Raw genomic sequence first — 24998 nt, forward strand, 5'->3', positions numbered from 1 at the left:
GCTGATAACTTGCCCCCGCTTTCAAAACCCGTTAGGGGCCAATCGTTCTACGCATAAAGGGAAGTCAGATGTCCGCGCCCAAGAAAGTTGTTCTGGCCTATTCCGGTGGCCTTGATACCTCGATCATTCTGAAATGGTTGCAGACCGAGTATGGCTGTGAAGTTGTGACCTTCACCGCCGATCTGGGTCAGGGTGAGGAGCTGGAACCGGCACGACAAAAGGCCGAGATGCTGGGGATCAAACCCGAGAACATCTATATCGAAGACATCCGCGAGGAATTCGTCCGCGATTTCGTCTTCCCCATGTTCCGCGCCAATGCTCAATACGAAGGGCTGTACCTGCTGGGCACGTCCATCGCGCGTCCGCTGATCTCGAAACGTCTGGTCGAGATTGCTGCCGAAACCGGTGCCGACGCTGTGGCGCATGGCGCAACCGGCAAGGGCAACGATCAGGTTCGTTTTGAACTGGCCGCTTACGCCCTGAACCCAGACATCAAGGTGATCGCGCCGTGGCGTGAATGGGACCTGACCAGCCGCACCCGTCTGATCGAATGGGCCGAGGCGCATCAGATTCCGATCGCCAAGGACAAGCGCGGCGAGGCTCCGTTCTCGGTCGATGCGAACCTGCTGCACACCTCGTCCGAGGGCAAGGTTCTGGAAGACCCCGCAGATATGGCGCCTGACTACGTCTACCAGCGCACCGTCCACCCCGAAGACGCGCCGAACGAGCCTGAATTCATCGAGATCGGCTTTGAAAAAGGCGACGCGGTCAGCATCAATGGCGAAGCGATGAGCCCTGCCACCATCCTAACCAAGCTGAACGAATATGGCGGCAAGCACGGCATTGGCCGTCTCGACCTGGTCGAAGGCCGGTTCGTGGGCATGAAATCGCGCGGCATCTACGAAACGCCCGGCGGCACCATCCTGCTGGAAGCGCATCGTGGCATCGAATCCATCACCATGGACCGTGGCGCGATGCATCTGAAAGACCAGTTGATGCCGCAGTATGCCGAGCTGATTTATAACGGCTTCTGGTACTCGCCCGAACGCGAAATGTTGCAGGCAGCAATCGACAAGAGCCAGGAACACGTCACCGGCACCGTGCGGGTGAAGCTGTATAAAGGTCTGGCCTCGACCGTGGGCCGCTGGTCGGATCACTCGCTCTACTCCGAGGAACATGTGACCTTTGAGGATGACGCGGGCGCATATGACCAGACAGATGCGGCAGGCTTTATCCAATTGAACGCCCTGCGTCTGAAACTGCTGGCAGCCCGAGACAAGCGTTTGTCCAAGTGATCGAGGACGACGGCATCAGCGATGAGCTTGATCTGTTCATCGAAGCGCAGGACACGGTCTGGTCCGACGTCCTGCGCGAACTGAAGCAGGGGCAGAAAACCAGCCATTGGATGTGGTTCGTCTTTCCGCAACTGGCCGAGCTTGGCCGATCCGATATGGCGCAACTATATGGAATTGAAGATCTGGACGAGGCAACCGCCTATCTGGATCATCCAGAACTGCGCGAACGCCTGACGGAAACAGCGCGGTTGATGCTGCTGCACAAGGGGCGCGACGCCTCGGACATTCTGGGCGGGATTGATGCCAAGAAACTGCGGTCGTGCATGACTCTGTTCTCGTCTGTACCCGGCGCGCCACAGGAATTTAAGGCCGTTCTTGACGCATTCTATGACGGCCAGCGCTGCGAACGCACCGACCAGCTTTTGCAACGCTCGTAGCCTCAGGTTCCCGTTGCGTCATCCTTGCTTGGTTAACCTGTTTAGCTTTACGCACAGGTCAACCAAGGAGAGATACCATGATGCAATCTATTGCAGACGACATTCAGAAAAACCTGGTTGGCAAGAGCTTTGAGGGTTCGTTGAAATTCGATTGTGGCGATGACGGCGTGATCGTCCTGTCCGACAATCAGGCCACCACCCAGGATCAGGACACCGACTGCACCATCCGCATCTCGCAGAAGAACCTGACCAAGCTGCTGACCGGCAAACTGAACCCTATGACGGGCGTGGCTTTGGGCAAGCTCAAGATTTCGGGAAATATGGGCGTTGCGATGAAACTGGGGCAGTTGCTGGGATAAACTCCTCTCACCAGCGCGTGACAAACGATGTCAGGTGATTGCGCAGGGCGAAAAGACAGGGCAGCCTAATCTTGGAAGGAGACCTGCCATGACCCGCATCGCTTATCTCGACTACGTCAAACCGACGCTTCTGTTTGTCTTGATCGCAATTGCCGCACTGTTGCGCGCAACCCCGGCACCCGCTGCCGGAACTGAAACCCTGACGGTGGCTGGCGGGTGTTTTTGGTGCGTCGAATCCGACTTTGAATCGGTGAAAGGCGTGACAGGGGCAGTTTCCGGATATACCGGCGGCACCACTGCAAGCCCGACCTACGATCAAGTCACAAAAGGGGGTACAGGTCACTACGAGGCCGTTCAGATCACCTTTGACCCATCGGTCATTTCCCGTGAAACGCTGTTGAGCCTCTTTTTCCGCTCGGTCGACCCTACCGATGCAGGCGGTCAGTTCTGCGATCGGGGCGACAGCTACAGAACCGCGATTTTCGTCTCTAACGCAGGCGAAAAAGCATCTGCTGAGCAGGCCAAAGCCGATGCACAACGTGCGCTGGGGCAGACTGTGGTTACTCCGATCCTGCAGGCCGGCGCGTTTTACCCAGCCGAGGCGTATCATCAGGATTACTACAAGGGGTCCAAGCTGGTTCTCACGCGGTTTGGCCCCAAACGTCAGCACAGCGCATACAAGGCATACCGCAAAGCCTGCGGTCGGGACGCCCGAGTGAAACAACTTTGGGGTAGCGACGCGCCGTTTGCCGGGTCTTAATCGAACTGCGCGTCCCGGACCTCTTTCAGATCCGGGATGACATCGGCTGTACCGTGCCGCGTGACCATCAGGGCCGCGGCACGATTTGCTTGTGAAATTGCCTGCGCTATCGGCATCCCACGATCCATACCGGCCAGAACATAGCCGGTGAACGTGTCCCCCGCGCCGGTCGTATCCACGGCCTTCACTTTGTGGGCCGGAAAATCCGACGCCGCAGCGCGATGATAGTATCGCGCACCTTTCGAGCCCAAAGTGACGATCACATGCTCGACCTTCAAATCCGTGACGGATTGGCCGGTGGCTTGATGCAGTTGTTCGGCCTCAACCTCGTTCAGGATCAGGAAATCCAGGTAGGGCAGCACGGCCTGCACCGCCTTAGCCTGAAACGGTGCTGCAGCGTAGCAGACGGTCAAACCCATCTCGCGCCCCATCTTCGCGGCCTCAACCTGCAGGTTGGTTTCGTTCTGCATCACCAGCAAGTCACCCTGCGAGGCTGAAGACAGCGCCTGCCCCAACTGATCGGTTGAAATGGCGTGGTTCGCCCCCTGAAACAGGATGATGTTGTTCTCACCCTTGGAATCCACGGCGATGATGGCGTGGCCTGTCGGCACATCAACCAGAGCGATACGGCGCGTATCCACGCCATATTCCGTCAAGCGATCCAGCGCCCAGCGCCCGTCCGACCCCACGGCCCCAATATGGGCCACCTGCGCGCCAGCCCGGGCCGCGGCCACGGACATGTTCGCCCCTTTGCCGCCCAGAAAGCGATCCAAACGGTTGGCCGAGAGCGTCTCCCCCGGCCCGGGAAGGTGCGGCACGTCGTAAATCATGTCCGCGTTGATCGAGCCGAGGTTCCAGATCGTCATGGCTTATCCAATGTCACAAGACGCCAAAATAGCCATGTTCAGGATGTCATTCGCCGTGGAGACGGTCGAACAAATCTGGATCGGCTTATCGACACCCGACAGGATCGGGCCAATGACAGTCGCACCGCCCATTTCCTGCATCAGCTTGGTCGAGATCGATGCCGAGTGGCGCGCGGGTACGATCAGGATATTCGCAGGACCCGTCAGACGCTGGAACGGATAGCTGGCTTGCTGATCGACATTCAGGGCGACATCCACGGTCATCTCGCCCTCATATTCAAAATCAACGCCGCGCTGATCCAGAACCGCAGGTGCGCGGTGCATTTTTTCAGCCCGCTCCGACACCGGATAGCCGAAGGTCGAAAAGCTGACGAAAGCCACACGCGGATCAAGCCCCATGTGGCGTGCAACGGCAGCCGAGCGTTCGGCGATAGTGGCCAGATCATTCTCATCGGGCCATTCATGGACCAGCGTATCGCCGATCAGCACGATCCGCCCCTTGTGCAACAGCGCCGTCACGCCAGCCGCCCCATGCGCTGCATCCGCATCGAATACGTGATTGATCCGGTCCAGAACATGCGCCGATTTGCGCGTGGCCCCGGTCACAAGACCATCGCCATGCCCATGCGCCAGCATCAGCGAGGAAAACACGTGACGGTCCCGCGCAGCAAGGCGGTGAATGTCCTTGCGGTCAAAACCCTTACGCTGAAGCCGCTCGTACAGGAAGTTCGAGTAGGTATCGAGATGCGCGGTGTTGGCGGCGTTGACCACCTCAAGCTCGCGCACGGCATCGCCCAGACCGGCCTCTTCCAGCTTGGCCTTCACGTCATCGGGGCGACCCACAACCAGCGCCTTGCCAAAGCCCGAGCGTTGGTAGGTGACAGCGGCACGCAGGACACGGGGATCGTCGCCCTCGGCAAAGATCATCCGGCTTTGCGCCTGACGCGCACGGGCGTTCAGACCACGCAGGATGCTGGCGGTCGGGTCCATGCGGGATTTCAAGCTCAGCTCGTATGCGTCCATGTCGATGATCGGACGGCGCGCAGCCCCGGTATCCATCCCGGCCTTGGCAACGGCGGGCGGAATGCGGTGGATCAGGCGCGGATCGAACGGCGTGGGGATGATATAGTCGCGACCAAAGGTCAGCGACTTGCCATACGCCATTGCGACCTCATCCGGCACATCTTCGCGCGCCAGACGTGCCAACGCGTGGGCGCACGCAATCTTCATCTCGTCATTGATTGCCCGCGCGTGGATATCCAGCGCGCCGCGGAACAAATAGGGGAAGCCCAGCACGTTGTTCACCTGGTTCGGATAGTCACTGCGACCCGTGGCAACGATCGCATCTACACGAACTTCGTGCGCCTCTTCCGGTGTGATCTCGGGGTCGGGGTTAGCCATGGCGAAAATCACCGGGTTGTCAGCCATCGACTTAACCATCTCTTGGGTCACGGCCCCTTTGACCGACACACCCAGAAACACATCCGCGCCCTTCATGGCGTCTTCCAGGGTGCGCAGATCAGTGGTGATGGCGTGGGCCGATTTCCACTGGTTCATCCCCTCGGTCCGGCCCTGATAGATCACGCCCTTGGTGTCGCAAACGATGCAGTTGTCGTGCTGCGCGCCCATCGCCTTGAGCAATTCGATACAGGCGATCCCCGCAGCACCCGCACCATTAAGTACGATCTTCACGTCCTCGATCTTCTTGCCCGAGATATGCAGCGCGTTGATCAGACCTGCCGCACAGATCACCGCCGTGCCATGTTGGTCGTCATGGAAGACAGGGATATCCATCTCTTCCTTCAGGCGCTGTTCGATGATGAAACATTCGGGCGCCTTGATGTCTTCGAGGTTGATCCCGCCAAAGGTCGGCCCCATCAGTCGCACGGCGCGACAGAACTCATCCGGGTCTTCGGTGTCCAGTTCGATATCGATCGAGTTTATGTCGGCGAAGCGCTTAAACAGGACGGATTTTCCTTCCATCACGGGCTTCGAGCCCAGCGCGCCCAGATTGCCAAGCCCCAAAACAGCCGTCCCGTTCGAGATCACGGCGACCAAATTGCCCTTGTTGGTATAGTCATAGGCGGTCTCGGGCGCTTCGGCGATGGCTTCGCAAGGAACGGCCACACCGGGGCTGTAGGCCAGCGACAGATCGCGCTGCGTGGTCATGGGAACGGTGGCCTGCACCTCCCACTTGCCGGGGGTGGGGTCCAGGTGAAAGGCCAGTGCCTCTTCTTTGGTGATTTTCGTTTTGGGCATCTTGTCGGTCGTTTCCATGAATTCGGGCTGATGCGTCATAACGCAGGCAGGGCTGCGCCTCAACGACAATACGTTTTCACCTTTCGTCGCGGATGGGGGATTTGTAAGGTCGCGACCGGAATACGCCAGAAGGGGGCCGCTTTTGTCCACAGCAACGCCGATGATGGCGCAATATCTTGAAATCAAAGAGGCCCACGCCGACGCCCTGCTGTTCTACCGCATGGGTGATTTCTACGAGATGTTTTTTCAGGACGCTGTAAACGCGGCCGAGGCGCTGGACATCGCCTTGACCAAGCGAGGTAAGCACAATGGAGAGGACATTCCCATGTGCGGCGTGCCGGTCCATTCGGCCGAGGGGTATCTGCTGACCCTGATCCGCAAAGGGTTCCGCGTCGCCGTCTGCGAACAGATGGAAAGCCCGGCTGAGGCGAAGAAAAGAGGCTCTAAATCGGTGGTTCGGCGCGATGTTGTGCGTTTGGTGACGCCGGGCACGCTGACCGAAGATGCGCTGCTAGAGGCCCGCCGCCACAATTTTCTGGCCGCTTACGCCGAGGTTCGGGATGAGGCCGCTTTGGCCTGGGCCGATATTTCAACCGGCGCGTTTCACGTGATGCCTCTGACGTCCGTGCGGCTCAGCCCCGAACTGGCACGGCTGGCCCCGTCCGAACTGATCGTGGGCGACGGGATGGAGCAGGCGTTGAACGAAACGGTGCGCGATCTGGGGATTTCGCTGACCCCGATCGGACGCGCCAGTTTCGATAGCACGGCTGCCGAAAAACGCATCTGCGGTCTGTTTCACGTTGGCGCCTTGGATGCGTTCGGGTCCTTTGGCCGGGCCGAAGTGTCGGCTATGGGCGCGCTGATCGACTATCTTGAAATCACGCAAAAGGGCAAACTGCCGCTGCTGCAAACGCCACTGAAGGAATCCGAGGATCGCGTGGTGCAGATCGACGCCGCCACGCGCCGCAACCTGGAGCTGACCCGGTCTCTGTCTGGTGGCCGCGCCGGATCACTGCTGTCGGTGGTTGATCGCACTGTTACGCCGGGTGGTGCGCGGCTGCTGGAACAACGCCTGTCCAGCCCGTCGCGCAATCTAGATGTGATCCACGCCCGGTTGGATGCGGTGAGTTTCACCGCTGATGACAGTCTGACCACCTCGGACTTGCGCGAGGCGTTGCGCAAAACCCCCGATCTGGACCGTGCCCTGTCGCGCCTATCGCTCGAGCGCGGCGGCCCCCGCGATCTGGCCGCCATCCGAAATGGGCTGACACAGGCATCGGCAATCGCTGAAATGTGCGAAAGTCAGGATCTTCCCGTCCTCTTGGCGACCGCAGTGCAGAACCTTGTCGGCTTTGATGATCTGCTGAACCTATTGGACGAAGCCCTCGTCGCTGAACCACCCTTGCTGGCCCGTGACGGCGGCTTCATCGCGCCCGGTTTCGACACAGACCTAGATGAGGCCCGCACCCTGCGCGACGAAGGCCGCTCGGTCATCGCGGGATTCCAGCAGAAATACGCGGAACACACCGGCATCACTTCGCTGAAGATCAAACACAACAACGTGCTGGGCTATTTCATCGAAACCACGGCCACCCATGCCGAAAAAATGCTGAACCCGCCATTCAGTGAAACCTACATCCACCGCCAGACAACCGCCAATCAGGTGCGGTTCACAACCGTGGAATTGTCTGAGATCGAAACCCGCATCCTAAACGCGGGTAATCTGGCGTTGGAGATCGAAAAACGGCTCTATCAAAGGCTTTCTGGCGAAATTCTAGCCCTCGCCGCGCGACTGAGCCAGGCCGCCCGAGGGCTGGCCGAGCTGGACCTGACCACAGCACTCGCTGATCTGGCGCGCGGAGAAAATTGGTGCCGTCCGCAGGTAGACAATTCGCGTGCGTTCGACGTGAAAGGTGGTCGCCACCCGGTGGTCGAACACGCACTGCGTCAGCAATCGGGCGACGCCTTCATTGCCAATGACTGCGATCTGAGCGCGGATCAAGGCGCGGCGATCTGGTTGTTGACCGGCCCAAACATGGCCGGTAAATCTACCTTTCTCCGCCAGAACGCCCTGATCGCGCTATTGGCGCAAATGGGCGGCTATGTCCCGGCTGAGCAGGCTCATATCGGCATCGTCAGCCAACTGTTCAGCCGTGTCGGAGCGTCGGACGATCTGGCCCGCGGGCGATCAACCTTCATGGTTGAGATGGTTGAAACCGCCGCAATCCTGAACCAGGCAGATGATCGCGCTCTGGTCATTCTGGACGAAATCGGACGGGGAACGGCCACCTATGACGGCCTGTCGATCGCCTGGGCCACGCTGGAACATCTACACGCCGCAAACCAATGCCGGGCGCTGTTCGCCACCCACTACCATGAACTCACCGCTTTGGCGGGCAAGCTGGAAGGTGTCGAAAACGCCACCGTCGCCGTCAAGGAATGGGAGGGCGAGGTCATCTTTCTGCACGAGGTCCACAAAGGTGCCGCCGACCGCTCTTATGGTGTTCAGGTCGCGCAATTGGCCGGGCTCCCCGCATCCGTGGTTGAACGCGCCCGCGTTGTTCTGGACCAATTGGAAAAAACCGAACGCGAAGGTGGCAAACAAAAGGCTCTGATCGACGACCTGCCCCTGTTTTCCGCCGCGCCGCCGCCTCCGCCCCCCGCGCCCAAGGCGTCCCCGCTTACGAACATGCTGGACGAAATCCTACCAGATGAACTGACGCCCCGAGAAGCGCTCGACCTGGTCTACAAACTGAAAGAGGCGGCCAAATCCTGACCGCCCCTTCTTCTGTTCAAAAATACTTCCGCCGGAGGCTTGGCCTCGCAGAGGCCAATCAGCTTGCAGGTGTCGAAGACACACCCACCTGTGCCGGACGAAGCAACCGGTCATGCAGCATGAAGCCTTCGGCGGACACCTGAATAATATCACCGGCACGGGTGCCAGGAACAGGAGCCTCGAACATGGCTTCGTGGAGATTTGGGTCAAACCGGTCGCCAACTTCCGGAGTAATCACTCGAATCCCGTGTTTCTGGAATACGTCCTTTAGGGCACGCATGGTCAGTTCGACCCCTTCCAGAAGTCCGGCGGCAACCTCTTTCTGCTCGTCTGTCGCTGCTTCCAAAGCGCGCTTCATATTGTCGTAAACCGGCAACATATCCCGAGCCAGTTTCGATCCGCCATACTGTTCGGCGTCACGACGCGCCTTGTCACCGCGTTTGCGCGCGTTTTCGGCATCTGCCAGCGCGCGCATGAACTTGTCCTTGAACTCGTCTCGCTCAGCACGCAGCGCTTCAAGCTCTAGCTCTTCTTCGCTGATCTCAGCAAATTCTTCCGCCAATTCTTCCGCTTCGGCGGTTGCGATATCGTCCAGGAAATCTTCGTTTTTGGGTTCTGCCATCTCTTACCCTCTAGCTCCGGTCGGAAATCAGCTTGCCGACCAGTTGCGCCGTATAATCCACGATCGGTACGATCCGTCCATAATTCAGTCGCGTAGGTCCGATAACCCCGACCGCACCGATTATCTTTCGATCAGCGTTCATATATGGAGACACCACCAAAGAGGAACCCGAAAGTGAGAAAAGTTTGTTCTCAGAACCAATAAAAATGCGAACGCCTTCACCTTCTTCGGTTAATTCCAAAAATTCGGCAATATCGCGCTTACGTTCCAGATCGTCAAACAAAGTGCGAATGCGATCCAGTTCCTCTTCCTGACCTGAGTCGCCCAACAGATTCGCGCGTCCACGCACGATCAGCCGGGCCGAGTCTCCGCCGTCTCCGTCCCAGGCCGCCATACCGCTTTCAACCATCTCGCGGGCCAGCACGTCGATCTCTTGCTTGCGGGCGGCGATTTGTGTCTGCATCTGGCGCCTGACCTCGCCAAGCGTCCTCCCTTCGATCAAGGCGTTCAGGAAATTCGCCGCCTCGCGCATAGAGCTGGGCGTTTGCCCCGGAGGAGGTGTAAACAGGCGATTTTCCACATGCCCGTCCGCAAATACCAGAACGACCAGGGCGCGGTCATGGGCCAGTGAAACAAATTCGATGTGCTTGATCTCGGACTCTTGCTTAGGCGTCAAAACCAAAGACGCGCCATGTGACACGTGTGACAAAGCCGATCCCACCCGGTCCAGCATCCCGCCCACATCGCCTGCGTTAGAGCCTAAAGTCTCATCCAGCTTTTGCCGATCATCCGCCCCCAGATCGCCGACCTCAAGCAATCCATCGACAAACATCCGCAACCCCTGCTGCGTCGGAATCCGCCCCGCGCTGACATGGGGGCTGTCCAGCAATCCCAGAAACTCTAGGTCCTGCATCACGTTGCGTACCGTCGCGGCGCTGACTTTTTCCGACAGGGTGCGTGTCAGGGTCCGGCTGCCCACCGGCTCACCGCTTTCCAGATAGCTTTCGACGATCAACCGAAACACCTCACGCGACCGGTCGTTCATCTCGTTCAGAATTTTGCTTGCTTCGCTCATCGGCGGTCCCCTGCTGGGTCGTCATTAAATCGCAGGCAAATGAAAGGTCAATCGGGGTTGCATCGTAACGCCACGGGGCGGTATCCCCAACCCAGCAAACAAAGGATTTTCCATGCGACCCTCAGGACGTGATCTAAACGAAATGCGCGCCGTTTCAATCGAGACAGGCTTTACCAAACATGCCGAAGGTTCCTGCCTGATCAAAATGGGCGACACCCATGTGCTGTGTACCGCCACGATCGAGGATCGCGTGCCACCCTTTATCAAAGGCTCGGGTCTGGGTTGGGTGACGGCGGAATACGGCATGCTGCCCCGCGCAACCAACACCCGGATGCGGCGCGAAGCCGCCAGCGGCAAGCAAGGCGGTCGGACCGTGGAAATCCAACGCCTGATCGGTCGCGCCCTGCGCGCCGGTGTGGATCGGGTTGCGTTGGGTGAACGTCAGATCACCGTGGACTGCGATGTCATTCAGGCCGATGGCGGCACCCGCTGCGCCTCGATCACCGGGGGTTGGGTTGCGCTGCGTCTGGCCGTAAACAAGCTGATGAAAGCGGGCGATGTGATCTCTGACCCGCTGGTCGATCCGGTGGCCGCCGTGTCTTGTGGCATTTACGCCGGTCAGCCGGTACTGGACCTAGATTACCCTGAAGACAGCGAGGCTGGCGTCGACGGTAACTTTATCATGACCGGATCGGGCAAACTGATCGAAGTACAGATGAGCGCCGAAGGCTCGGTCTTTAGCCGGGCGCAAATGGATCAACTGATGGATCTGGCCGAAAAAGGCGTCGGCGAATTGGCAGCCGCGCAAAAGGCCGCCACCGCATGACCCGCAAGTTCGACTGCGACAGGCTACTGGTGGCCACGCATAACAAAGGCAAGCTCGAGGAGATGGCGCATCTTCTCGAACCCTTTGGCGTGACCGTTGTCGGCGCAGGTGAGATGAACCTACCCGAACCGGAGGAGACCGAGGATACTTTCGTCGGCAACGCCCGGATCAAGGCTCATGCCGCGGCCAAGGCCACCGGGCTGCCTGCCCTGTCGGACGATTCCGGGATTACGATTGATGCGCTGGACGGTGCACCCGGCGTATACACCGCGGATTGGGCGGAAACCGGAAATGGCCGTGATTTCCTGATGGCCATGACCCGTGCGCATGATGAGCTGGAAGCAAAAAACGCGGCCCACCCCCGAACGGCCCAGTTTCGGTGCACTCTGGTTTTGGCCTGGCCCGATGGTCATGACGAAGTGTTCGAGGGCATCGCCCCCGGCCACCTTGTCTGGCCGATCCGGGGTAAGGATGGGTTCGGCTATGACCCGATGTTTGTCCCCGACGGGCATGACATTACCTTTGCCGAAATGGATCGCTGGGAAAAGAACAAGATCAGCCATCGCGGTCGCGCGGTTGAGATGTTCGTGAAAGGCTGCTTTGGCGGATGATTGGCGCAACGGGGGCTTTGGCCTGTATGTGCATTGGCCCTTTTGCGAGGCCAAGTGCCCCTATTGCGACTTTAACAGCCATGTGTCTAAAAATATAGATCAAAAACAATGGCTTAACAATTATCTAGACGAACTGCGCCGCTCTGCTTTGGACACACCAGATCGGGTGCTGAATACGATCTTTTTTGGCGGTGGCACACCCTCGCTAATGCTCCCGGACACCGTTGCTGCCGTTATTGATGAGGCCCGCAGCCTGTGGCGGCCTGCCAATGACATGGAAATCACGCTTGAGGCCAATCCCGGCTCGGTCGAGGCTGGACGGTTTGCCGCCTATCGCGACGCAGGGGTGAACCGGATATCGATGGGCGTACAAGCGCTGAATGACGACGACCTGCGCCGATTGGGTCGAATCCACTCGGTCGCCGAGGCGCAGGCTGCGTTTGATATCGCCAGAGCCTGTTTCGACAGGGTCAGCTTTGACTTGATCTACGCCCGCCAGCATCAAACCCTGGCAGCTTGGCGCGCAGAACTGTCTGACGCCTTGTCCATGGCCGTTGACCATTTGTCTTTGTACCAACTGACCATTGAGGAAGGCACCGCATTCGGTGACAGATACGCCGTTGGAAAGCTGCGTGGCCTGCCCGAGGATGACAGCGCCGCCGATATGTATCTTGCCACGCAAGAAATCTGCGAAGCGCACGGCTTACCCGCTTACGAAGTTTCCAATCACGCCCGACCCGGAGCGGAATCTCAACACAACCTGATTTACTGGCGGTACGGCGACTATGTTGGAATTGGCCCTGGTGCACATGGTCGTATCACCCGAGATGGAAAGAAACTGGCAACCGAAACCTACTTATCTCCGAACAGGTGGCTACAAGCCGTCGATCAAGGTAGCGGAGAAAAGGAACGCACTGAACTTTCTGCGCAGGATCAGGCCAATGAATACCTTATGATGGGGTTAAGGGTATCAGAAGGTCTAGATATTGATCGATTTAATTCTTTATCTGGCCAGCCTTTGCCAAAAACCAAGCTGGAACATCTGACCGATATCGGCATGATCGAACAAAAAGACAGGCGCTTGATCGCCACACAAGACGGGCGCGCGGTATTGAACTCGGTCATCCGGGAACTTTTGGGTTAGCGGATGCAATATCTCTGGGCAGCATTGGGATTATTGAGCGTTGCCCTTGCGGTGGTCGGTATTGCTTTGCCTTTGCTTCCCACCGTCCCTTTCCTGCTGCTGGCCGCGTTTTTCTTCGCTCGGTCGTCATCCCGCCTGCACAACTGGCTTATCACTCATAAAACCTTTGGCCCAATGATCTTGGATTGGCAGAACTCCGGCGCCATACGCCCAAAAGCAAAAAAGGCAGCAACCCTCTCGATTGCCGCCGTCTTTGGAATTTCAGTTCTTATCCAAGTGCCCGATCACGTGCTAATCATTCAGGCGATTGTATTAGGTGGTGTGATGACCTTTATCTGGACCCGTCCTAACGGCTGAGCTTTGCGCACAGGTCATCAAGTTGATCCAGGTTTTCATAGGTTAGAACCACCTGCCCAGACTCTGTCCCGGCCTTGTGATTGATCGCTACCTTCATAGCCAGAATCGCAGAAAGATCCTTTTCCAACGCGCGTGTGTCTGCGTCTTTTCCTGCATTCAGATTCCGGGACTTCGGCACGGATTTAGCAGGATCGGCCTGCTCTTTCTTCACAAGCGCCTCAGTCGCCCGAACGGAAAGACCGTCGCGCACAACAATTTTCGCCAATTCCGAGGGGTTTTCCGCTGTGATCAATGCACGCGCGTGTCCAGCCGACAGCTTACCTTCGACGACAAGTTGCTGCACATCCATCGGTAGGGAAAGCAAACGCAGAAGGTTTGCAATGTGGCTGCGGCTTTTACCCAAGGCTTCGGCCAGCTTTTCCTGCGTGTGTCCGAAACGATCCATAAGCTGCTTGTAGCCGGCCGCTTCTTCAACTGCATTCAGGTCAGCGCGTTGAATATTCTCGATAATCGCGACTTCCAGCACTTCGGTATCGTCGAAATCACGGACAATGACGGGAATATCATGCAGTTGCGCCATTTGCGCTGCACGCCAGCGGCGTTCACCCGCGACAATCTCATAATCGCCTTCCGCTATCTCGCGGACGATCAGAGGTTGAATAATGCCCTTTTCCTTAACCGAAGTCGCAAGTTCATCCAGTTGGTCGCGCGAAAAGGTGCGGCGCGGCTGATTTGGGTTCGCGTGCAGCTTTTCAATCGGAACTTTCATATCCGGGCGGCGAGGTTCTGACGGTCTAAGCCCTTCTGTCTCTTGCGTGACATCCGCCATCAAAGCAGACAGGCCGCGACCCAATCCCCTGGGTTTTGATTTCTTAGCTGCCACTGGACCCTCCCCTCCTACTGCCGCTTACGCGGCATTTTTATTCTTATGCATGACTTCGCGGGCCAAATGACGATAGGCCATCGCACCCAGAGACCCGGAATCATATTGCAGTACGGGCAACGCGTATGACGGCGCCTCGCTGACCCGCACATTTCTGGGTATTTTGGTTTTAAATACCATCTCACCCAGATTGTCACGCGCGTCTTTTTCGACCTGACGGGACAAGTTGTTGCGGTTGTCATACATGGTCAACACAACACCTTCGATTCTCAGGTCCGGATTCGCGGTTTGGCGGACCTCTCGAATCGTCATCATGAGTTGCGACAAACCTTCAAGCGCAAAGAACTCGCTTTGAAGCGGCACCAGTACGGAATGAGCTGCAACCATCGCGTTGACAGTCAGCAAATTCAGGGATGGCGGGCAATCTATCAGCACGAAGTCCAACTCGAACTTGTCGATTGCTGTCTGCCTGAGCGCATCGTGCAACAGATAACTGCGCTTTTCGTTCGAGATAAGTTCGATATCTGCTGAACTCAGATCAACCGTTGCCGGTACAACGTATAGACCGCCAATTTCTGTTTCCTGAATGACAGCTTCAAGAGGTGCGTCATCCAGTATCAGATCGTAGGTCGTCCAATCTCTGTCTTCCACCCCCAGCCCGGTCGAGGCGTTCCCTTGCGGGTCCAGATCAACAACTAAAACCCGACAACCGGCCTCTGCCAGGCCCGCTGCAAGATTAATCGCTGTTGTGGTTTTGCCTACTCCGCCCTTCTGATTGGCAACGGCGATAATCCGGGGCCCTGAGGGACGAGACAGATCAACCACGTGATACTCCTTTAATTTTAAGGATAACGGCCTGAGGTTCAGTTAAACTTGTAATCGGCTCAGCCTGGAAATTCCATTCTTTGCGCGCGTCGTCCAGTTCTTTTTTCCAGGTTGCGCCTTTAGGCAACAGCGCGACACCTGAATCCCCTAAATGTCTGTCACAAAAGGACAATAACACGCCCAGCTCAGCTAGCGCTCGGGCGGATAGAATATCTGCGCCAAGCGGATCGACCGCCTCAATCCGTTTGGAAATGACCCTGCAATTTGCCTGACATTCACGGGCAACGTTGCGCAAAAAGGCTGATTTTCGCTGATCGCTTTCGATAAGTGTAAACTGTGCACTTGGGTTTTCTTCAATGGCCACTATTGCGCAAACCATTCCCGGAAAACCTCCGCCGCTGCCCAGGTCTACCCAATTGGAAAAGGTACCGGCACAACGATAAACCTGAACGGAATCTTTGATATGACGGGTCCAAATGTCATTCAGACTGTTACGCGATACCAAATTGATCTTTGGATTCCATCGTTTTACCAGTTCAACATATTTGGTCAGACGCTCGAATGTTTCACGTGAAACATTCAGATCACCCAATACTCCTTCACTCATACTTTTCTGACCTTTTGTTCTCGGCGGAGCTTCGCAAGAACAAGCGTCAAAGCTGCTGGAGTAATCCCTTCGACCCTACTTGCTTGGGCCACGTTCTCTGGCCGCGCGTTTGAAAGCTTCTGCTTCATCTCAGATGATAGACCATCCAGGGCAAAATAGTCGAAATCAAGTGGAATTTCGTAGGATTCATCACGCTTCATTGCTTCGACATCCCGTTTCTGACGAGCAATGTAGTTTGCATATAGCGCGTCTCTCTCGACTTGCTGGCGTATCTCGGGATCTACATTTCCAAGTTCCGGAATTAGCGGAAGCAAGTCAGAGAAAGAAACATCAGGAAACGCCAAGATTGCCATTCCATCACGACGGTTTCCGTCCTGATTGACATTTATACCGACAGAGCGCATTTCCTTCGGAGTATAAGTTCGTTCTGAAAGCCTGGATTTGACTTCAGTCAGCTTTTCGATCTTTTCGGAGAACGATTTTATTCTGGCCTCTCCTACACATCCCAACTCCATACCGATTGGTGTTAGTCGTTGATCTGCATTGTCAGCGCGTAGAGATAATCTGAACTCTGCTCGAGATGTGAACATACGGTAGGGTTCCGCAACACCGCGTGTCGTCAAATCATCAATCATCACGCCAATATAACTATCAGCTCGAGTGAACTGGATCGGATCTCGCCCAAAAACAGACAGTGCCGCGTTCAGACCTGCCACCAATCCTTGGGCAGCCGCCTCCTCATATCCTGTTGTTCCATTGATTTGACCCGCAAGATATAGACCTGGAACTTCTGGGACGGCCAAAGATGAAGTTAAAACGCGGGGATCCACATAGTCATATTCGATAGCATATCCAGGCTGAAGTATCTCGGCTTTTTCCAGCCCTTTGATCGACCGAACATAGTCCAGCTGCACATCTTGTGGCAAAGACGTCGAAATACCGTTGGGATAAATCGTGTGGTCGTTGACACCTTCTGGCTCCAGAAATATTTGGTGAGACTCTTTGTCGGCGAACCTTACGATCTTGTCTTCGATCGAAGGGCAATACCTGGGGCCGACCCCATCAATATGCCCCCCATACATCGCCGATCGACTTAGATTTTTTTCAATAATTTCATGTGTTCGCGCATTCGTGTGTGTGATTCCGCAGGAAATCTGAGGCGCTACAACAGCCGAGGACATAAATGAGAACAGCGTCGGATCATCATCGCCATCCTGTCGTTCCAAATCTGACCAATCTATCGTGCGCCCATCAAGCCGGGGTGGAGTCCCAGTTTTCAATCTTCCAAGTGGGAATTGAAAGCTATCCAATCTTTCGGCCAGCTTGACGGACGGCTTATCCCCCATCCGTCCACCCGGGCGCGAAACGTCCCCTATGTGTATGACACCACGCAGGAAAGTTCCCGATGTCAAAATAACCGCTTTAGCGCCAATTTCGGACTCATCCGCGAGTTTCACCCCTGCGACGCGGTGACCATCCATTAGAAAGTCAACAACTTCTCCGGTAACTATCGAAAGATTAGGCTGGGCACTGGTTTCCTGCTGCATGGCAGCTCGATACAACGCGCGATCTGCCTGTGTTCTTGGCCCCTGTACCGCCGGACCCTTTCGCCGGTTCAAAAGTCGAAACTGGATGCCGGCCTGATCAGCGACACGCCCCATAACACCGTCCAGCGCATCTATCTCGCGAACCAGATGACCTTTTCCCAGCCCACCGATTGCCGGATTACAGGACATAACGCCTATGTCCGCTGATGAAAGCGTAACTAAAGCAGTTTGGGCACCCATTCGGGCCGCTGCATGCGCGGCTTCAGTTCCAGCATGTCCGGCACCAATCACTACAACGTCGAAACTCGAATGTTTCACGTGAAACACTCCCTATTTTCCAAGGCAGAAACTTGAAAATATCTCATCCAAGAGGTCTTCAACACCGATCCTGCCTACCAAAGCCTCTAGCGCACGAATGGCCGTGCGCAATTCTTCCGCTGCGATATCATACAAATCCGGGCCCGATTCCAGAACAGACATTGCAGCACCTAGTGAATCTCGGGCGTTATTGAGTGCGATACGGTGCCGTTCCCGCGTAGCTATACCATAACTAGTGGACCGTTGGTTCAATATACGCGATATATTGTTTACCAATTGATCCAATCCCTGACCCGTTTTACCAGATATTCCATCACCTGACCCTTTTCTAAGATCAGCTTTGGGCAAAACCTGGATATCATCCTCGCGCATGGCTACGCCCAGTTCCGAAGGATTCTCTGTCAGAAAGACTCGTAGATCAGCGGTTTCAGCGCGTTTTCGGGCCAGCTCGATACCAAGACTTTCGACATGGTCCTCAGTCTCGCGCAGCCCTGCCGTATCCAACAAAGTAACAGGCAATCCATCAAGGTCCATTCTAACCTCAATCACATCACGGGTCGTCCCTGCATATTCAGATGTAATAGCTGCATCACGCCCGGCAAGAGCATTCAGCAGTGTAGACTTACCCGCATTTGGAAGCCCAACGATTGCGACCTCAAACCCAGTCCGAATACGCTCGGCAATCCGCACTCCTTCGGCCTCGCGTTGAAGGTCTGACATAACGCCGCTCACCAGTTGACGAACTTCTGGGGTCACATCTGTCGGGACTTCTTCATCCGCAAAATCGATCACGGCTTCTAGCAAGGATGCAGCACGGATCAGGTCACCTCGCCACCGTTCCGCCAAAGAGCCGAGCTCCCCCGCGAGGATGGTCTGAGCTTGTTTCCGCTGTGCCTCAGTTTCAGCGTCGATCAGGTCAGCCAGACCTTCGACTTGCGTAAGATCCATCTTGCCGTTCTCAAGAGCCCGGCGCGTAAATTCGCCCGGCTCTGCAAGACGCAAGCCTTCTGTATCGGAAAGACAGCGGATCACAGCATCCACCGTGGCAGTGCTGCCGTGAATCTGAAATTCAACTACATCCTCGCCAGTGAAACTCGCAGGTGCTTCAAAAGTAAGGACCAGGCCGTCATCCAGACGCGACCCATCAGATGCGTGAAGTGACCGAAAGCGCATACCACGGGGCGGCAGCGGATGACCGGTCAATTCAGCAGCAGCAGAATGCGCCAGAGGACCAGAGAGGCGGATGACCGCCACCCCTGCTTTGCCCTGCGCGCTGGCCAAGGCGAATATCGTATCCATTCGTAGGCCCCGCGTTGGTTAAGACCTGTATCAGGTGTTCATCGAATCGAAGAACTCACCATTTGTCTTCGTCTGCTTCAGCTTGGACAGCAGGAATTCGATCGCGTCGGTCGTACCCATCGGGTTGAGGATACGGCGCAGGACGAAGGTCTTGGCCAGATCGCCCTTGTCGACCAGAAGATCCTCTTTCCTTGTACCGGATTTGAGGATGTCGATGGCCGGGAACACGCGCTTATCAGCAATCTTGCGATCCAGAACGATTTCCGAGTTACCTGTGCCTTTGAATTCTTCAAAGATCACCTCGTCCATCCGGCTGCCGGTGTCGATCAGCGCGGTGGCGATGATGGTCAGCGAACCGCCCTCTTCGATATTCCGCGCCGCACCAAAGAACCGCTTGGGACGTTGCAGAGCATTCGCGTCCACACCACCGGTCAGAACTTTACCCGAGGACGGCACGACGGTGTTAAACGCCCTACCAAGTCTTGTGATCGAATCCAGAAGGATAACAACATCTCGTTTATGCTCGACCAAACGCTTGGCTTTTTCGATAACCATTTCCGATACGGCCACGTGGCGCGTTGCCGGTTCGTCAAAGGTCGAGGACACAACCTCACCCTTTACCGAGCGCTGCATGTCCGTCACTTCTTCTGGTCGTTCGTCGATCAGCAGAACGATCAGGTAGCACTCAGGATGGTTCTGTTCGATCGAATGGGCGATGTTCTGCAAGATCACTGTTTTACCGGTCCGCGGAGGCGCCACGATCAACGACCGCTGACCCTTACCGATGGGCGCAACCAGATCGATCACGCGGGCCGACTTGTCTTTGATGGTAGGATCTTCGATTTCCATCTTCAGACGCTCGTCGGGATACAGAGGCGTCAGGTTGTCGAACAGGATCTTGTGCTTGGCCTTCTCAGGCTCTTCAAAGTTGATCTTCGTGACTTTGATCAGCGCAAAGTAACGCTCATTGTCATCAGGCGCTTTGATCTCACCTTCAACCGTGTCGCCGGTCCGAAGGGAATGCTGGCGGATCATGTCAGGCGAGACATAGATGTCGTCTGGCCCCGGCAGATAGTTCGCTTCGGGCGAGCGCAGAAAACCGAACCCGTCCTGTAGAACCTCCAGAACACCGTCTCCTCCGACGGTCCAGCCCTCATCCGCGCGTTCGCGCAGAATCTGGAACATCATCTCGCCCTTCCGCATGGTCGAGGCGTTTTCGATCTCCAGCTCTTCGGCCATGGCCAGAAGGTCTTTGGGGCTTTTGGCCTTCAGATCGGCCAGATTCAGGGATTCAGTAGACATGATACAAACCTTCACCGCTGTCAGCGCGGCACGAAGTGGAATTTCAGTACGGAAGATACGCCGCCCGGACGGGCGTGTTGACCCCTACATAAGCGTGGCGTCTGGCGGAGTCAAACCGCCCGCCTGCCCCTTACGCGTAAAAACGCCCTCAGAACTTCAGAATGACCGCCAGAACGATGATCACCATCAAAACCGTCGGAACCTCGTTCATCATGCGATACTGCCGCCCAGTGAGCTTGTTTCGCCCCTCTAAGAAGTCTTTACGGCGTGCCATCAGCCAATGATGAAACCAGGTCATGCCAATGACGGCCGCACCCTTGACCCAAGGCCATGCAAAATCCCACCCGACGATGCCAGGTGTAAACACCATGATCAGGCCACAGACCCAGGCCACGATCATCGCGGGGCGCATGATCACGCGTAGCAGCTTTTCTTCCATTTCAAAGAAGATTGGTTCTGCCTTATCGATAGCCTGCGCTTTTTCGACGTGATAGACGAACAGTCGGGGTAAATAGAACAGTCCTGCCATCCACGAGATTACCGCCATGATGTGAAGTGACTTCACCCATGGGTAAATCGTGAAAAGAAGATCCGTCATCTCGGCTCCGAAGGTTGCTCGGAACTCTCCCTAATAAAAAAATAAGAAAAGAAAAAGGAAGATGGTTTTGTAGGGTGAACAAAATCCGTGGATTACTTTTTTACACAAGTGTTTTCCCCAGGTGGATAGAATCCCCTCAAGAATAGGTGATTCTGTAGAAGGAATTTATTTCACAATAAGATCAGGTACTTATATCTTCATTAAGATGGGAAATCTGGGGATAACTCTTTGGGTAACGCATGAAAAATCGCTTATCCCCGTGTTCCAAGTTATCCTTGTCCCGTTTGGACAGTGTTCGGGCGAATCTGGGAAGTTTGGCGCGAAAATCCCGGGCTTGCGTGTCAACTGGAAAACCATACAAACCATCCCGGAATAGCTAACGGTTTACTCAAGGGGTTTTCCACATGTCTGTCCCCATCATTCTGGCCTCTGGGTCGTCGATACGAGCGCAGCTTCTTGAGAATGCTGGCGTGCCCTTCACCGTGCAAACCGCGCGCGTGGACGAAGACACGGCTAAGCGGGCATTACTGGCCGAGGATGCAAGCCCGCGCGATATTGCGGACACTCTGGCCGAAATGAAAGCACGCAAAGTCAGTGACAAGACTCCGGGCGCGATGGTGCTGGGCTGTGATCAGGTGCTGGACTTTGACGGTCGGCTGCTGTCCAAGCCTGAAACGCCAGCGGATGCACTGGCGCAGCTCAGGGCGATGCGCGGTAAGCGGCATATGCTGTTGTCCGCCGCGGTGATCTATCAGGACGGGGAGCCCATCTGGCGACATGTGGGTCAGGTGCGATTGCGGATGCGGATGAGCTCGGACGCGTATCTGCGTAACTACGTTGATCGTAACTGGGACAGTATCCGGCACGCGGTCGGGGCATATAAATTGGAAGAAGAAGGCGTGCGTCTGTTCGCAACTATTGACGGAGACTATTTTAACGTCTTGGGTATGCCCCTATTGGAGCTATTGAATTTTCTGGCGGTCAAAGGGGTTATTGATCAATGAGTAAAGACCGTATTCCTCTGGCAGGCGTGATTGGGCACCCGGTTGCGCATTCAAAATCTCCAACGCTTCATGGGCATTGGTTAAAGTCCTACGGGCTGGCTGGGCACTATGTTCCGATGGATGTAGCCCCGGATGATCTTGAGGTTGTCCTGCGCAGTTTGCCCAAGGCCGGTTTTGTTGGGGCAAATGTGACAGTGCCCCATAAAGAAGCGGCCTTGCGATTGGCGGATGACGTATCGGATCGGGCAAGGAAGATCGGTGCCGCGAACACGCTGGTCTTTCGCGAAGACGGTACAATCCATGCCGACAATACCGACGGCTACGGATTTATGGAAAACCTACGCAGCGGGGCACCGGATTGGACGCCGGGCGACGGTCCGGCCGTGGTTTTTGGCGCTGGTGGAGCCGCACGCGCCGTCTTGCAAGCCTTGGTCGAGGCCGGAGTGCCTAAAATTATGCTGACCAACCGAACACGGGCCAGGGCGGACAAGCTGAAGGATGAATTCGGCCAAACCATTACTGTGGTCGATTGGGTGCAGGCCGGAAACGTGATTGAAGACGCCGAACTAGTGGTCAACACGACGTCACTCGGGATGCAGGGACAGCTTGAGCTGCGGGTTCCTCTGGATGGGTTGCAGCCGGGTGCTGTTGTCACCGATCTGGTTTACGCGCCGCTGAAAACGCACCTTTTGCAAACGGCCGAAGAAGCCGGATGCACGGTGGTGGATGGGCTGGGTATGCTGCTGCATCAGGCCGTTCCCGGATTTGAAAGCTGGTTCGGGGTAAGGCCCGAGGTGAATTTGGACCTGCGCGCGGCCGTTTTGTCATGAGTTTTGCACTGGGCCTGACCGGTTCGATCGGGATGGGAAAAAGCACGACGGCTCAGATGTTCGTCGACCAAGGCTGTGCGCTGTGGGATGCGGATGCTGCCGTACATAGACTCTATTCAAGGGGCGGAGCGGCTGTTGAGCCGATGCAGGCCGCTTTTCCAGACGTAATCGTCGATGGCGCGGTCAGCCGTGATGCGTTGAAACAGATCATTGCGCGGGACGTGTCCGCATTGAAACAGATCGAAGCGATCGTTCACCCACTGGTCGCGGCAGATCGCGCGGCATTTCGGCAAGATGCGACCGCGGATATTCTGGTTTTCGACATCCCCTTGCTGTTTGAAACCGGGGGCGATGCAGCAATGGATGCTGTCGCCTGTGTATCGATCCCGGCTGCTGAGCAAAAACGTCGTGTGATGGATCGCGGCACAATGACCGAGGCGCAGTTTGAACAGATCCGCGCCAAGCAGATGCCGAATGAAGAAAAATGCGCACGGTCGGATTTTGTGATCGTGGCAGACAGTCTGGACCATGCCCGCGCGCAGGTGCAGTATGTGGTCAAACAGATACGAACGGGGCTGGCAGATGCGTGAGATTGTACTTGATACCGAAACCACGGGGTTCGATCCCGAAAGCGGTGACCGGATCGTGGAAATCGGGGCGGTCGAACTGTGGAACCACGTGGCCACGGGCGAAACCTACCACGTCTATATCAACCCTGAACGCTCGATGCCCGAGGAAGCCTTTGGTGTGCACGGCATCGGGCCGGACCTGCTTGAGAACCCGCGCCCGCCGGAAAAGGGCGAGGTGACACTGAAGGACAAGCCGGTTTTCGCCAAGGTCGGTCAGGGATTTCGCGACTTCATCAAGGATTCACGGCTTGTGATCCACAACGCCTCGTTCGATATGAAATTCCTGAACGCGGAACTCAAATGGATGGGTCTGCCCCCGATCCCGATGGAGCAGGCGCTGGATACGCTGGCCATTGCGCGCAAACGGTTTCCCGGCTCGCCTGCATCATTGGATGCGTTGTGCCGCCGGTTCAATATCGACAACTCGAACCGAACGCTGCACGGGGCGCTGCTCGACTCTGAGATTCTGGCCGAGGTTTATCTGGAACTGATCGGGGGGCGACAGCCGGATTTCGGATTGTCGACTGCGGCGTCCTCATCTGCGGGCGGTGTTGAGGAATGGCGTCCGTCGGCCCGTCCAAACGCGCTTGCGTCCCGTATTACCGAGGACGAACGTGCCGCGCATGATGCTTTCGTGGAAAAACTGGGCGAAAACGCCTTGTGGACCCGCGCCTGAGAAATATCCTGGCGCGGGACCGGAACTTTAGGCTTCGGTTTTCTGGGCTTCGGCCTGACGGCGCATCAGCTCATTGCGGTACAAGCTGACAAAGTCGATATTGTCCAGATTTACCGGCGGGTAGCCGCCGTCGCGGGTCACATCGCTGACGATGCGGCGCAGGAACGGGAACAGCATCCGGGGGCATTCGATCATCAGGAACGGATGCAGCTGATCTTCGGCAACGCCTTCCACGTGGAACAGGCCGCAATAGTCCAGCTCACACAGGAATAGGATGTCTTCCAGACCTTTGGCCTTGGACTTGAGGTTCAGCTTGATCGACACTTCGTACTGATGCTCGGCCGGGCGCTTTTTCGCATCCAGATTGACCTGAACTGCGATCTCGGGCTGGACATCGCCCGATACGCCTTTTTGGGCCATCACGTTTTCAAAAGACAGGTCACGAATGAATTGTCCTAGAACGCGCATCTGGATTTGCGGGGCGGCCTGGGCCGCGGTGTTTTCTTTGGCGTCTTCGTCGGCCATGGATCTACTCCGAAAATAAAATTCGTCACTGCTTAACAAGTTGGGGCAGACACCTCAATGCAGGTCACGGCCCTTCGACCCATTTCGATGGTTTTGACGGGTCCTGACGTGGACGAACTTCGGTAAACTCGCCATCGATTACGTCATCCTGTTGAAATGGATCAGGCCCGGTGCGGAATTGAGCGCCCGTTCCCATCTGAAACTGCGTGATGGTAACTTTGGATTTGAGGTACCGGAACACAGCAACCCGAACGCCGGGAATTAGCAAAGCAAAACCAACGGCATCGGTGAAAAACCCCGGCGTCAGCAGCAATACGCCCGACAGCAGGATCATTGCGCCATGGGCCAGCGGCTCGGTCGGGTCATCCAATTCGGCAAAAGACCGCTGCAGGTTTTCCAGCGCCATGCGACCTTGTGTCCGAACCAAAACAGTGCCCAGAACGGCCGTGAGGACTACAATCGCCAGCGTGGGCCATAGGCCGATCAAACCGCCAACCTGAATGAACAGGGCGATCTCGATGATCGGGACCAATAAAAATGCCAGGAACAGGTACATTCGTGTTTTCCT

Annotated in this window: 26 protein-coding genes; 13 read left to right on the forward strand and 13 right to left on the reverse strand. The window is 56.3% G+C overall.

The window, feature by feature from the left end:
- Positions 1-68: 68 nt before the first annotated feature.
- The 4 genes from ACR0KS_RS11835 to msrA all read left to right on the forward strand — a co-directional run bounded on the left by ACR0KS_RS11835 (position 69) and on the right by msrA (position 2851).
- Positions 69-1295 carry an argininosuccinate synthase gene (locus ACR0KS_RS11835; RefSeq protein WP_170564486.1) on the forward strand — a complete coding sequence of 409 codons (1227 nt, stop codon included), beginning with the start codon at positions 69-71 and terminating at the stop codon, positions 1293-1295.
- Positions 1292-1732 (forward strand): DUF1810 domain-containing protein, encoded by a 441-nt coding sequence (locus ACR0KS_RS11840; protein ID WP_170564489.1) that lies wholly within the window; start codon positions 1292-1294, stop codon positions 1730-1732. The genes ACR0KS_RS11835 and ACR0KS_RS11840 overlap by 4 nt, the downstream gene beginning before the upstream one ends.
- Positions 1733-1809: 77 nt before the next feature.
- Entirely contained in the window at positions 1810-2091 is a 282-nt protein-coding gene (locus ACR0KS_RS11845; protein WP_170412675.1) for an SCP2 sterol-binding domain-containing protein, read from the forward strand.
- Positions 2092-2179: 88 nt separating this feature from the next.
- On the forward strand, positions 2180-2851 hold the full coding sequence (gene msrA / locus ACR0KS_RS11850) for a peptide-methionine (S)-S-oxide reductase MsrA (RefSeq protein WP_170564492.1): 672 nt from the start codon (positions 2180-2182) through the stop codon (positions 2849-2851).
- Here msrA and ACR0KS_RS11855 read toward each other — a convergent pair.
- On the reverse strand, positions 2848-3717 hold the full coding sequence (locus tag ACR0KS_RS11855) for a ribokinase (protein ID WP_170564495.1): 870 nt from the start codon (positions 3715-3717) through the stop codon (positions 2848-2850). The genes msrA and ACR0KS_RS11855 overlap by 4 nt on opposite strands.
- A 3-nt stretch (positions 3718-3720) precedes the next feature.
- Positions 3721-5976, reverse strand: a complete 2256-nt coding sequence (locus ACR0KS_RS11860; protein WP_170564498.1) for an NADP-dependent malic enzyme — start codon at positions 5974-5976, stop codon at positions 3721-3723.
- Between the two features lie 160 nt (positions 5977-6136).
- Here ACR0KS_RS11860 and mutS point away from each other — a divergent pair, with 160 nt between their 5' ends.
- Positions 6137-8752 carry a DNA mismatch repair protein MutS gene (mutS, locus tag ACR0KS_RS11865; RefSeq protein ID WP_170564812.1) on the forward strand — a complete coding sequence of 872 codons (2616 nt, stop codon included), beginning with the start codon at positions 6137-6139 and terminating at the stop codon, positions 8750-8752.
- A 58-nt stretch (positions 8753-8810) separates the two neighbouring features.
- Here mutS and ACR0KS_RS11870 read toward each other — a convergent pair whose 3' ends face one another.
- Both ACR0KS_RS11870 and hrcA read right to left on the reverse strand, forming a co-directional pair.
- Positions 8811-9374, reverse strand: a complete 564-nt coding sequence (locus tag ACR0KS_RS11870) for a nucleotide exchange factor GrpE (protein WP_170386960.1) — start codon at positions 9372-9374, stop codon at positions 8811-8813.
- Positions 9375-9384: 10 nt separating this feature from the next.
- Complete coding sequence (hrcA, locus tag ACR0KS_RS11875) at positions 9385-10449, reverse strand: heat-inducible transcriptional repressor HrcA (protein ID WP_170386958.1); 1065 nt, start codon at positions 10447-10449, stop codon at positions 9385-9387.
- Positions 10450-10561: 112 nt separating this feature from the next.
- Here hrcA and rph point away from each other — a divergent pair, with 112 nt between their 5' ends.
- From rph to ACR0KS_RS11895, 4 genes are read left to right on the forward strand one after another with little or no spacing between them, the layout of a single operon-like run.
- Positions 10562-11275 carry a ribonuclease PH gene (rph, locus tag ACR0KS_RS11880; protein WP_170412685.1) on the forward strand — a complete coding sequence of 238 codons (714 nt, stop codon included), beginning with the start codon at positions 10562-10564 and terminating at the stop codon, positions 11273-11275.
- Positions 11272-11886: an RdgB/HAM1 family non-canonical purine NTP pyrophosphatase gene (rdgB, locus tag ACR0KS_RS11885; protein WP_170564501.1), complete on the forward strand. Its 615-nt coding sequence runs from the start codon at positions 11272-11274 to the stop codon at positions 11884-11886. Before rph ends, rdgB begins: the two co-directional genes overlap by 4 nt.
- A complete protein-coding gene (hemW, locus tag ACR0KS_RS11890) occupies positions 11876-13030 on the forward strand; it encodes a radical SAM family heme chaperone HemW (RefSeq protein WP_170564504.1) in 1155 nt (384 codons plus the stop codon). Before rdgB ends, hemW begins: the two co-directional genes overlap by 11 nt.
- Before the next feature lie 3 nt (positions 13031-13033).
- Positions 13034-13387: a YbaN family protein gene (locus ACR0KS_RS11895; RefSeq protein ID WP_170386950.1), complete on the forward strand. Its 354-nt coding sequence runs from the start codon at positions 13034-13036 to the stop codon at positions 13385-13387.
- Here the strand turns inward: ACR0KS_RS11895 and ACR0KS_RS11900 are convergent.
- The 7 genes from ACR0KS_RS11900 to ACR0KS_RS11930 form a co-directional block, all read right to left on the reverse strand.
- Complete coding sequence (locus ACR0KS_RS11900; RefSeq protein ID WP_170564506.1) at positions 13377-14270, reverse strand: ParB/RepB/Spo0J family partition protein; 894 nt, start codon at positions 14268-14270, stop codon at positions 13377-13379. The two genes, ACR0KS_RS11895 and ACR0KS_RS11900, sit on opposite strands and share 11 nt — an antisense overlap.
- Positions 14271-14294: 24 nt before the next feature.
- Positions 14295-15095, reverse strand: coding sequence for an AAA family ATPase (locus ACR0KS_RS11905; RefSeq protein WP_170386946.1), 801 nt, complete (start codon positions 15093-15095; stop codon positions 14295-14297).
- The gene (rsmG, locus tag ACR0KS_RS11910) at positions 15088-15702 is read right to left on the reverse strand and encodes a 16S rRNA (guanine(527)-N(7))-methyltransferase RsmG (RefSeq protein WP_170564509.1); all 615 of its coding nucleotides are present in this window, start codon (positions 15700-15702) and stop codon (positions 15088-15090) included. The genes ACR0KS_RS11905 and rsmG overlap by 8 nt, the downstream gene beginning before the upstream one ends.
- Positions 15699-17567, reverse strand: a complete 1869-nt coding sequence (gene mnmG, locus ACR0KS_RS11915) for a tRNA uridine-5-carboxymethylaminomethyl(34) synthesis enzyme MnmG (protein ID WP_170564512.1) — start codon at positions 17565-17567, stop codon at positions 15699-15701. The genes rsmG and mnmG overlap by 4 nt, the downstream gene beginning before the upstream one ends.
- Positions 17568-17579: 12 nt before the next feature.
- Positions 17580-18866, reverse strand: a complete 1287-nt coding sequence (gene mnmE / locus ACR0KS_RS11920; protein WP_170564515.1) for a tRNA uridine-5-carboxymethylaminomethyl(34) synthesis GTPase MnmE — start codon at positions 18864-18866, stop codon at positions 17580-17582.
- A gap of 30 nt (positions 18867-18896) precedes the next feature.
- A complete protein-coding gene (gene rho / locus ACR0KS_RS11925) occupies positions 18897-20168 on the reverse strand; it encodes a transcription termination factor Rho (protein WP_170412710.1) in 1272 nt (423 codons plus the stop codon).
- 148 nt (positions 20169-20316) lie between these two features.
- Positions 20317-20766 carry a CopD family protein gene (locus ACR0KS_RS11930; protein ID WP_170564518.1) on the reverse strand — a complete coding sequence of 150 codons (450 nt, stop codon included), beginning with the start codon at positions 20764-20766 and terminating at the stop codon, positions 20317-20319.
- Between the two features lie 404 nt (positions 20767-21170).
- On the opposite strand from ACR0KS_RS11930, the gene ACR0KS_RS11935 reads away from it, so the two are divergent.
- Genes ACR0KS_RS11935 through dnaQ form a run of 4 tightly spaced genes read left to right on the forward strand, consistent with a single transcriptional unit; the run spans position 21171 to position 23905 of the window.
- Positions 21171-21770, forward strand: coding sequence for a nucleoside triphosphate pyrophosphatase (locus ACR0KS_RS11935; RefSeq protein WP_170564522.1), 600 nt, complete (start codon positions 21171-21173; stop codon positions 21768-21770).
- Positions 21767-22600: a shikimate dehydrogenase gene (locus ACR0KS_RS11940; protein ID WP_170564525.1), complete on the forward strand. Its 834-nt coding sequence runs from the start codon at positions 21767-21769 to the stop codon at positions 22598-22600. The genes ACR0KS_RS11935 and ACR0KS_RS11940 overlap by 4 nt, the downstream gene beginning before the upstream one ends.
- Positions 22597-23190, forward strand: coding sequence for a dephospho-CoA kinase (gene coaE / locus ACR0KS_RS11945; RefSeq protein WP_170564528.1), 594 nt, complete (start codon positions 22597-22599; stop codon positions 23188-23190). The genes ACR0KS_RS11940 and coaE overlap by 4 nt, the downstream gene beginning before the upstream one ends.
- A complete protein-coding gene (gene dnaQ, locus ACR0KS_RS11950; RefSeq protein WP_170564531.1) occupies positions 23183-23905 on the forward strand; it encodes a DNA polymerase III subunit epsilon in 723 nt (240 codons plus the stop codon). The genes coaE and dnaQ overlap by 8 nt, the downstream gene beginning before the upstream one ends.
- 27 nt (positions 23906-23932) lie before the next feature.
- Here the strand turns inward: dnaQ and secB are convergent, their stop codons facing one another.
- The gene (secB, locus tag ACR0KS_RS11955) at positions 23933-24430 is read right to left on the reverse strand and encodes a protein-export chaperone SecB (RefSeq protein ID WP_170386927.1); all 498 of its coding nucleotides are present in this window, start codon (positions 24428-24430) and stop codon (positions 23933-23935) included.
- Between the two features lie 64 nt (positions 24431-24494).
- Positions 24495-24986: an FxsA family protein gene (locus tag ACR0KS_RS11960; RefSeq protein WP_170564535.1), complete on the reverse strand. Its 492-nt coding sequence runs from the start codon at positions 24984-24986 to the stop codon at positions 24495-24497.
- Positions 24987-24998 lie beyond the last annotated feature (12 nt).

The sequence above is a fragment of the Ruegeria sp. BC7 genome (assembly GCF_056539165.1).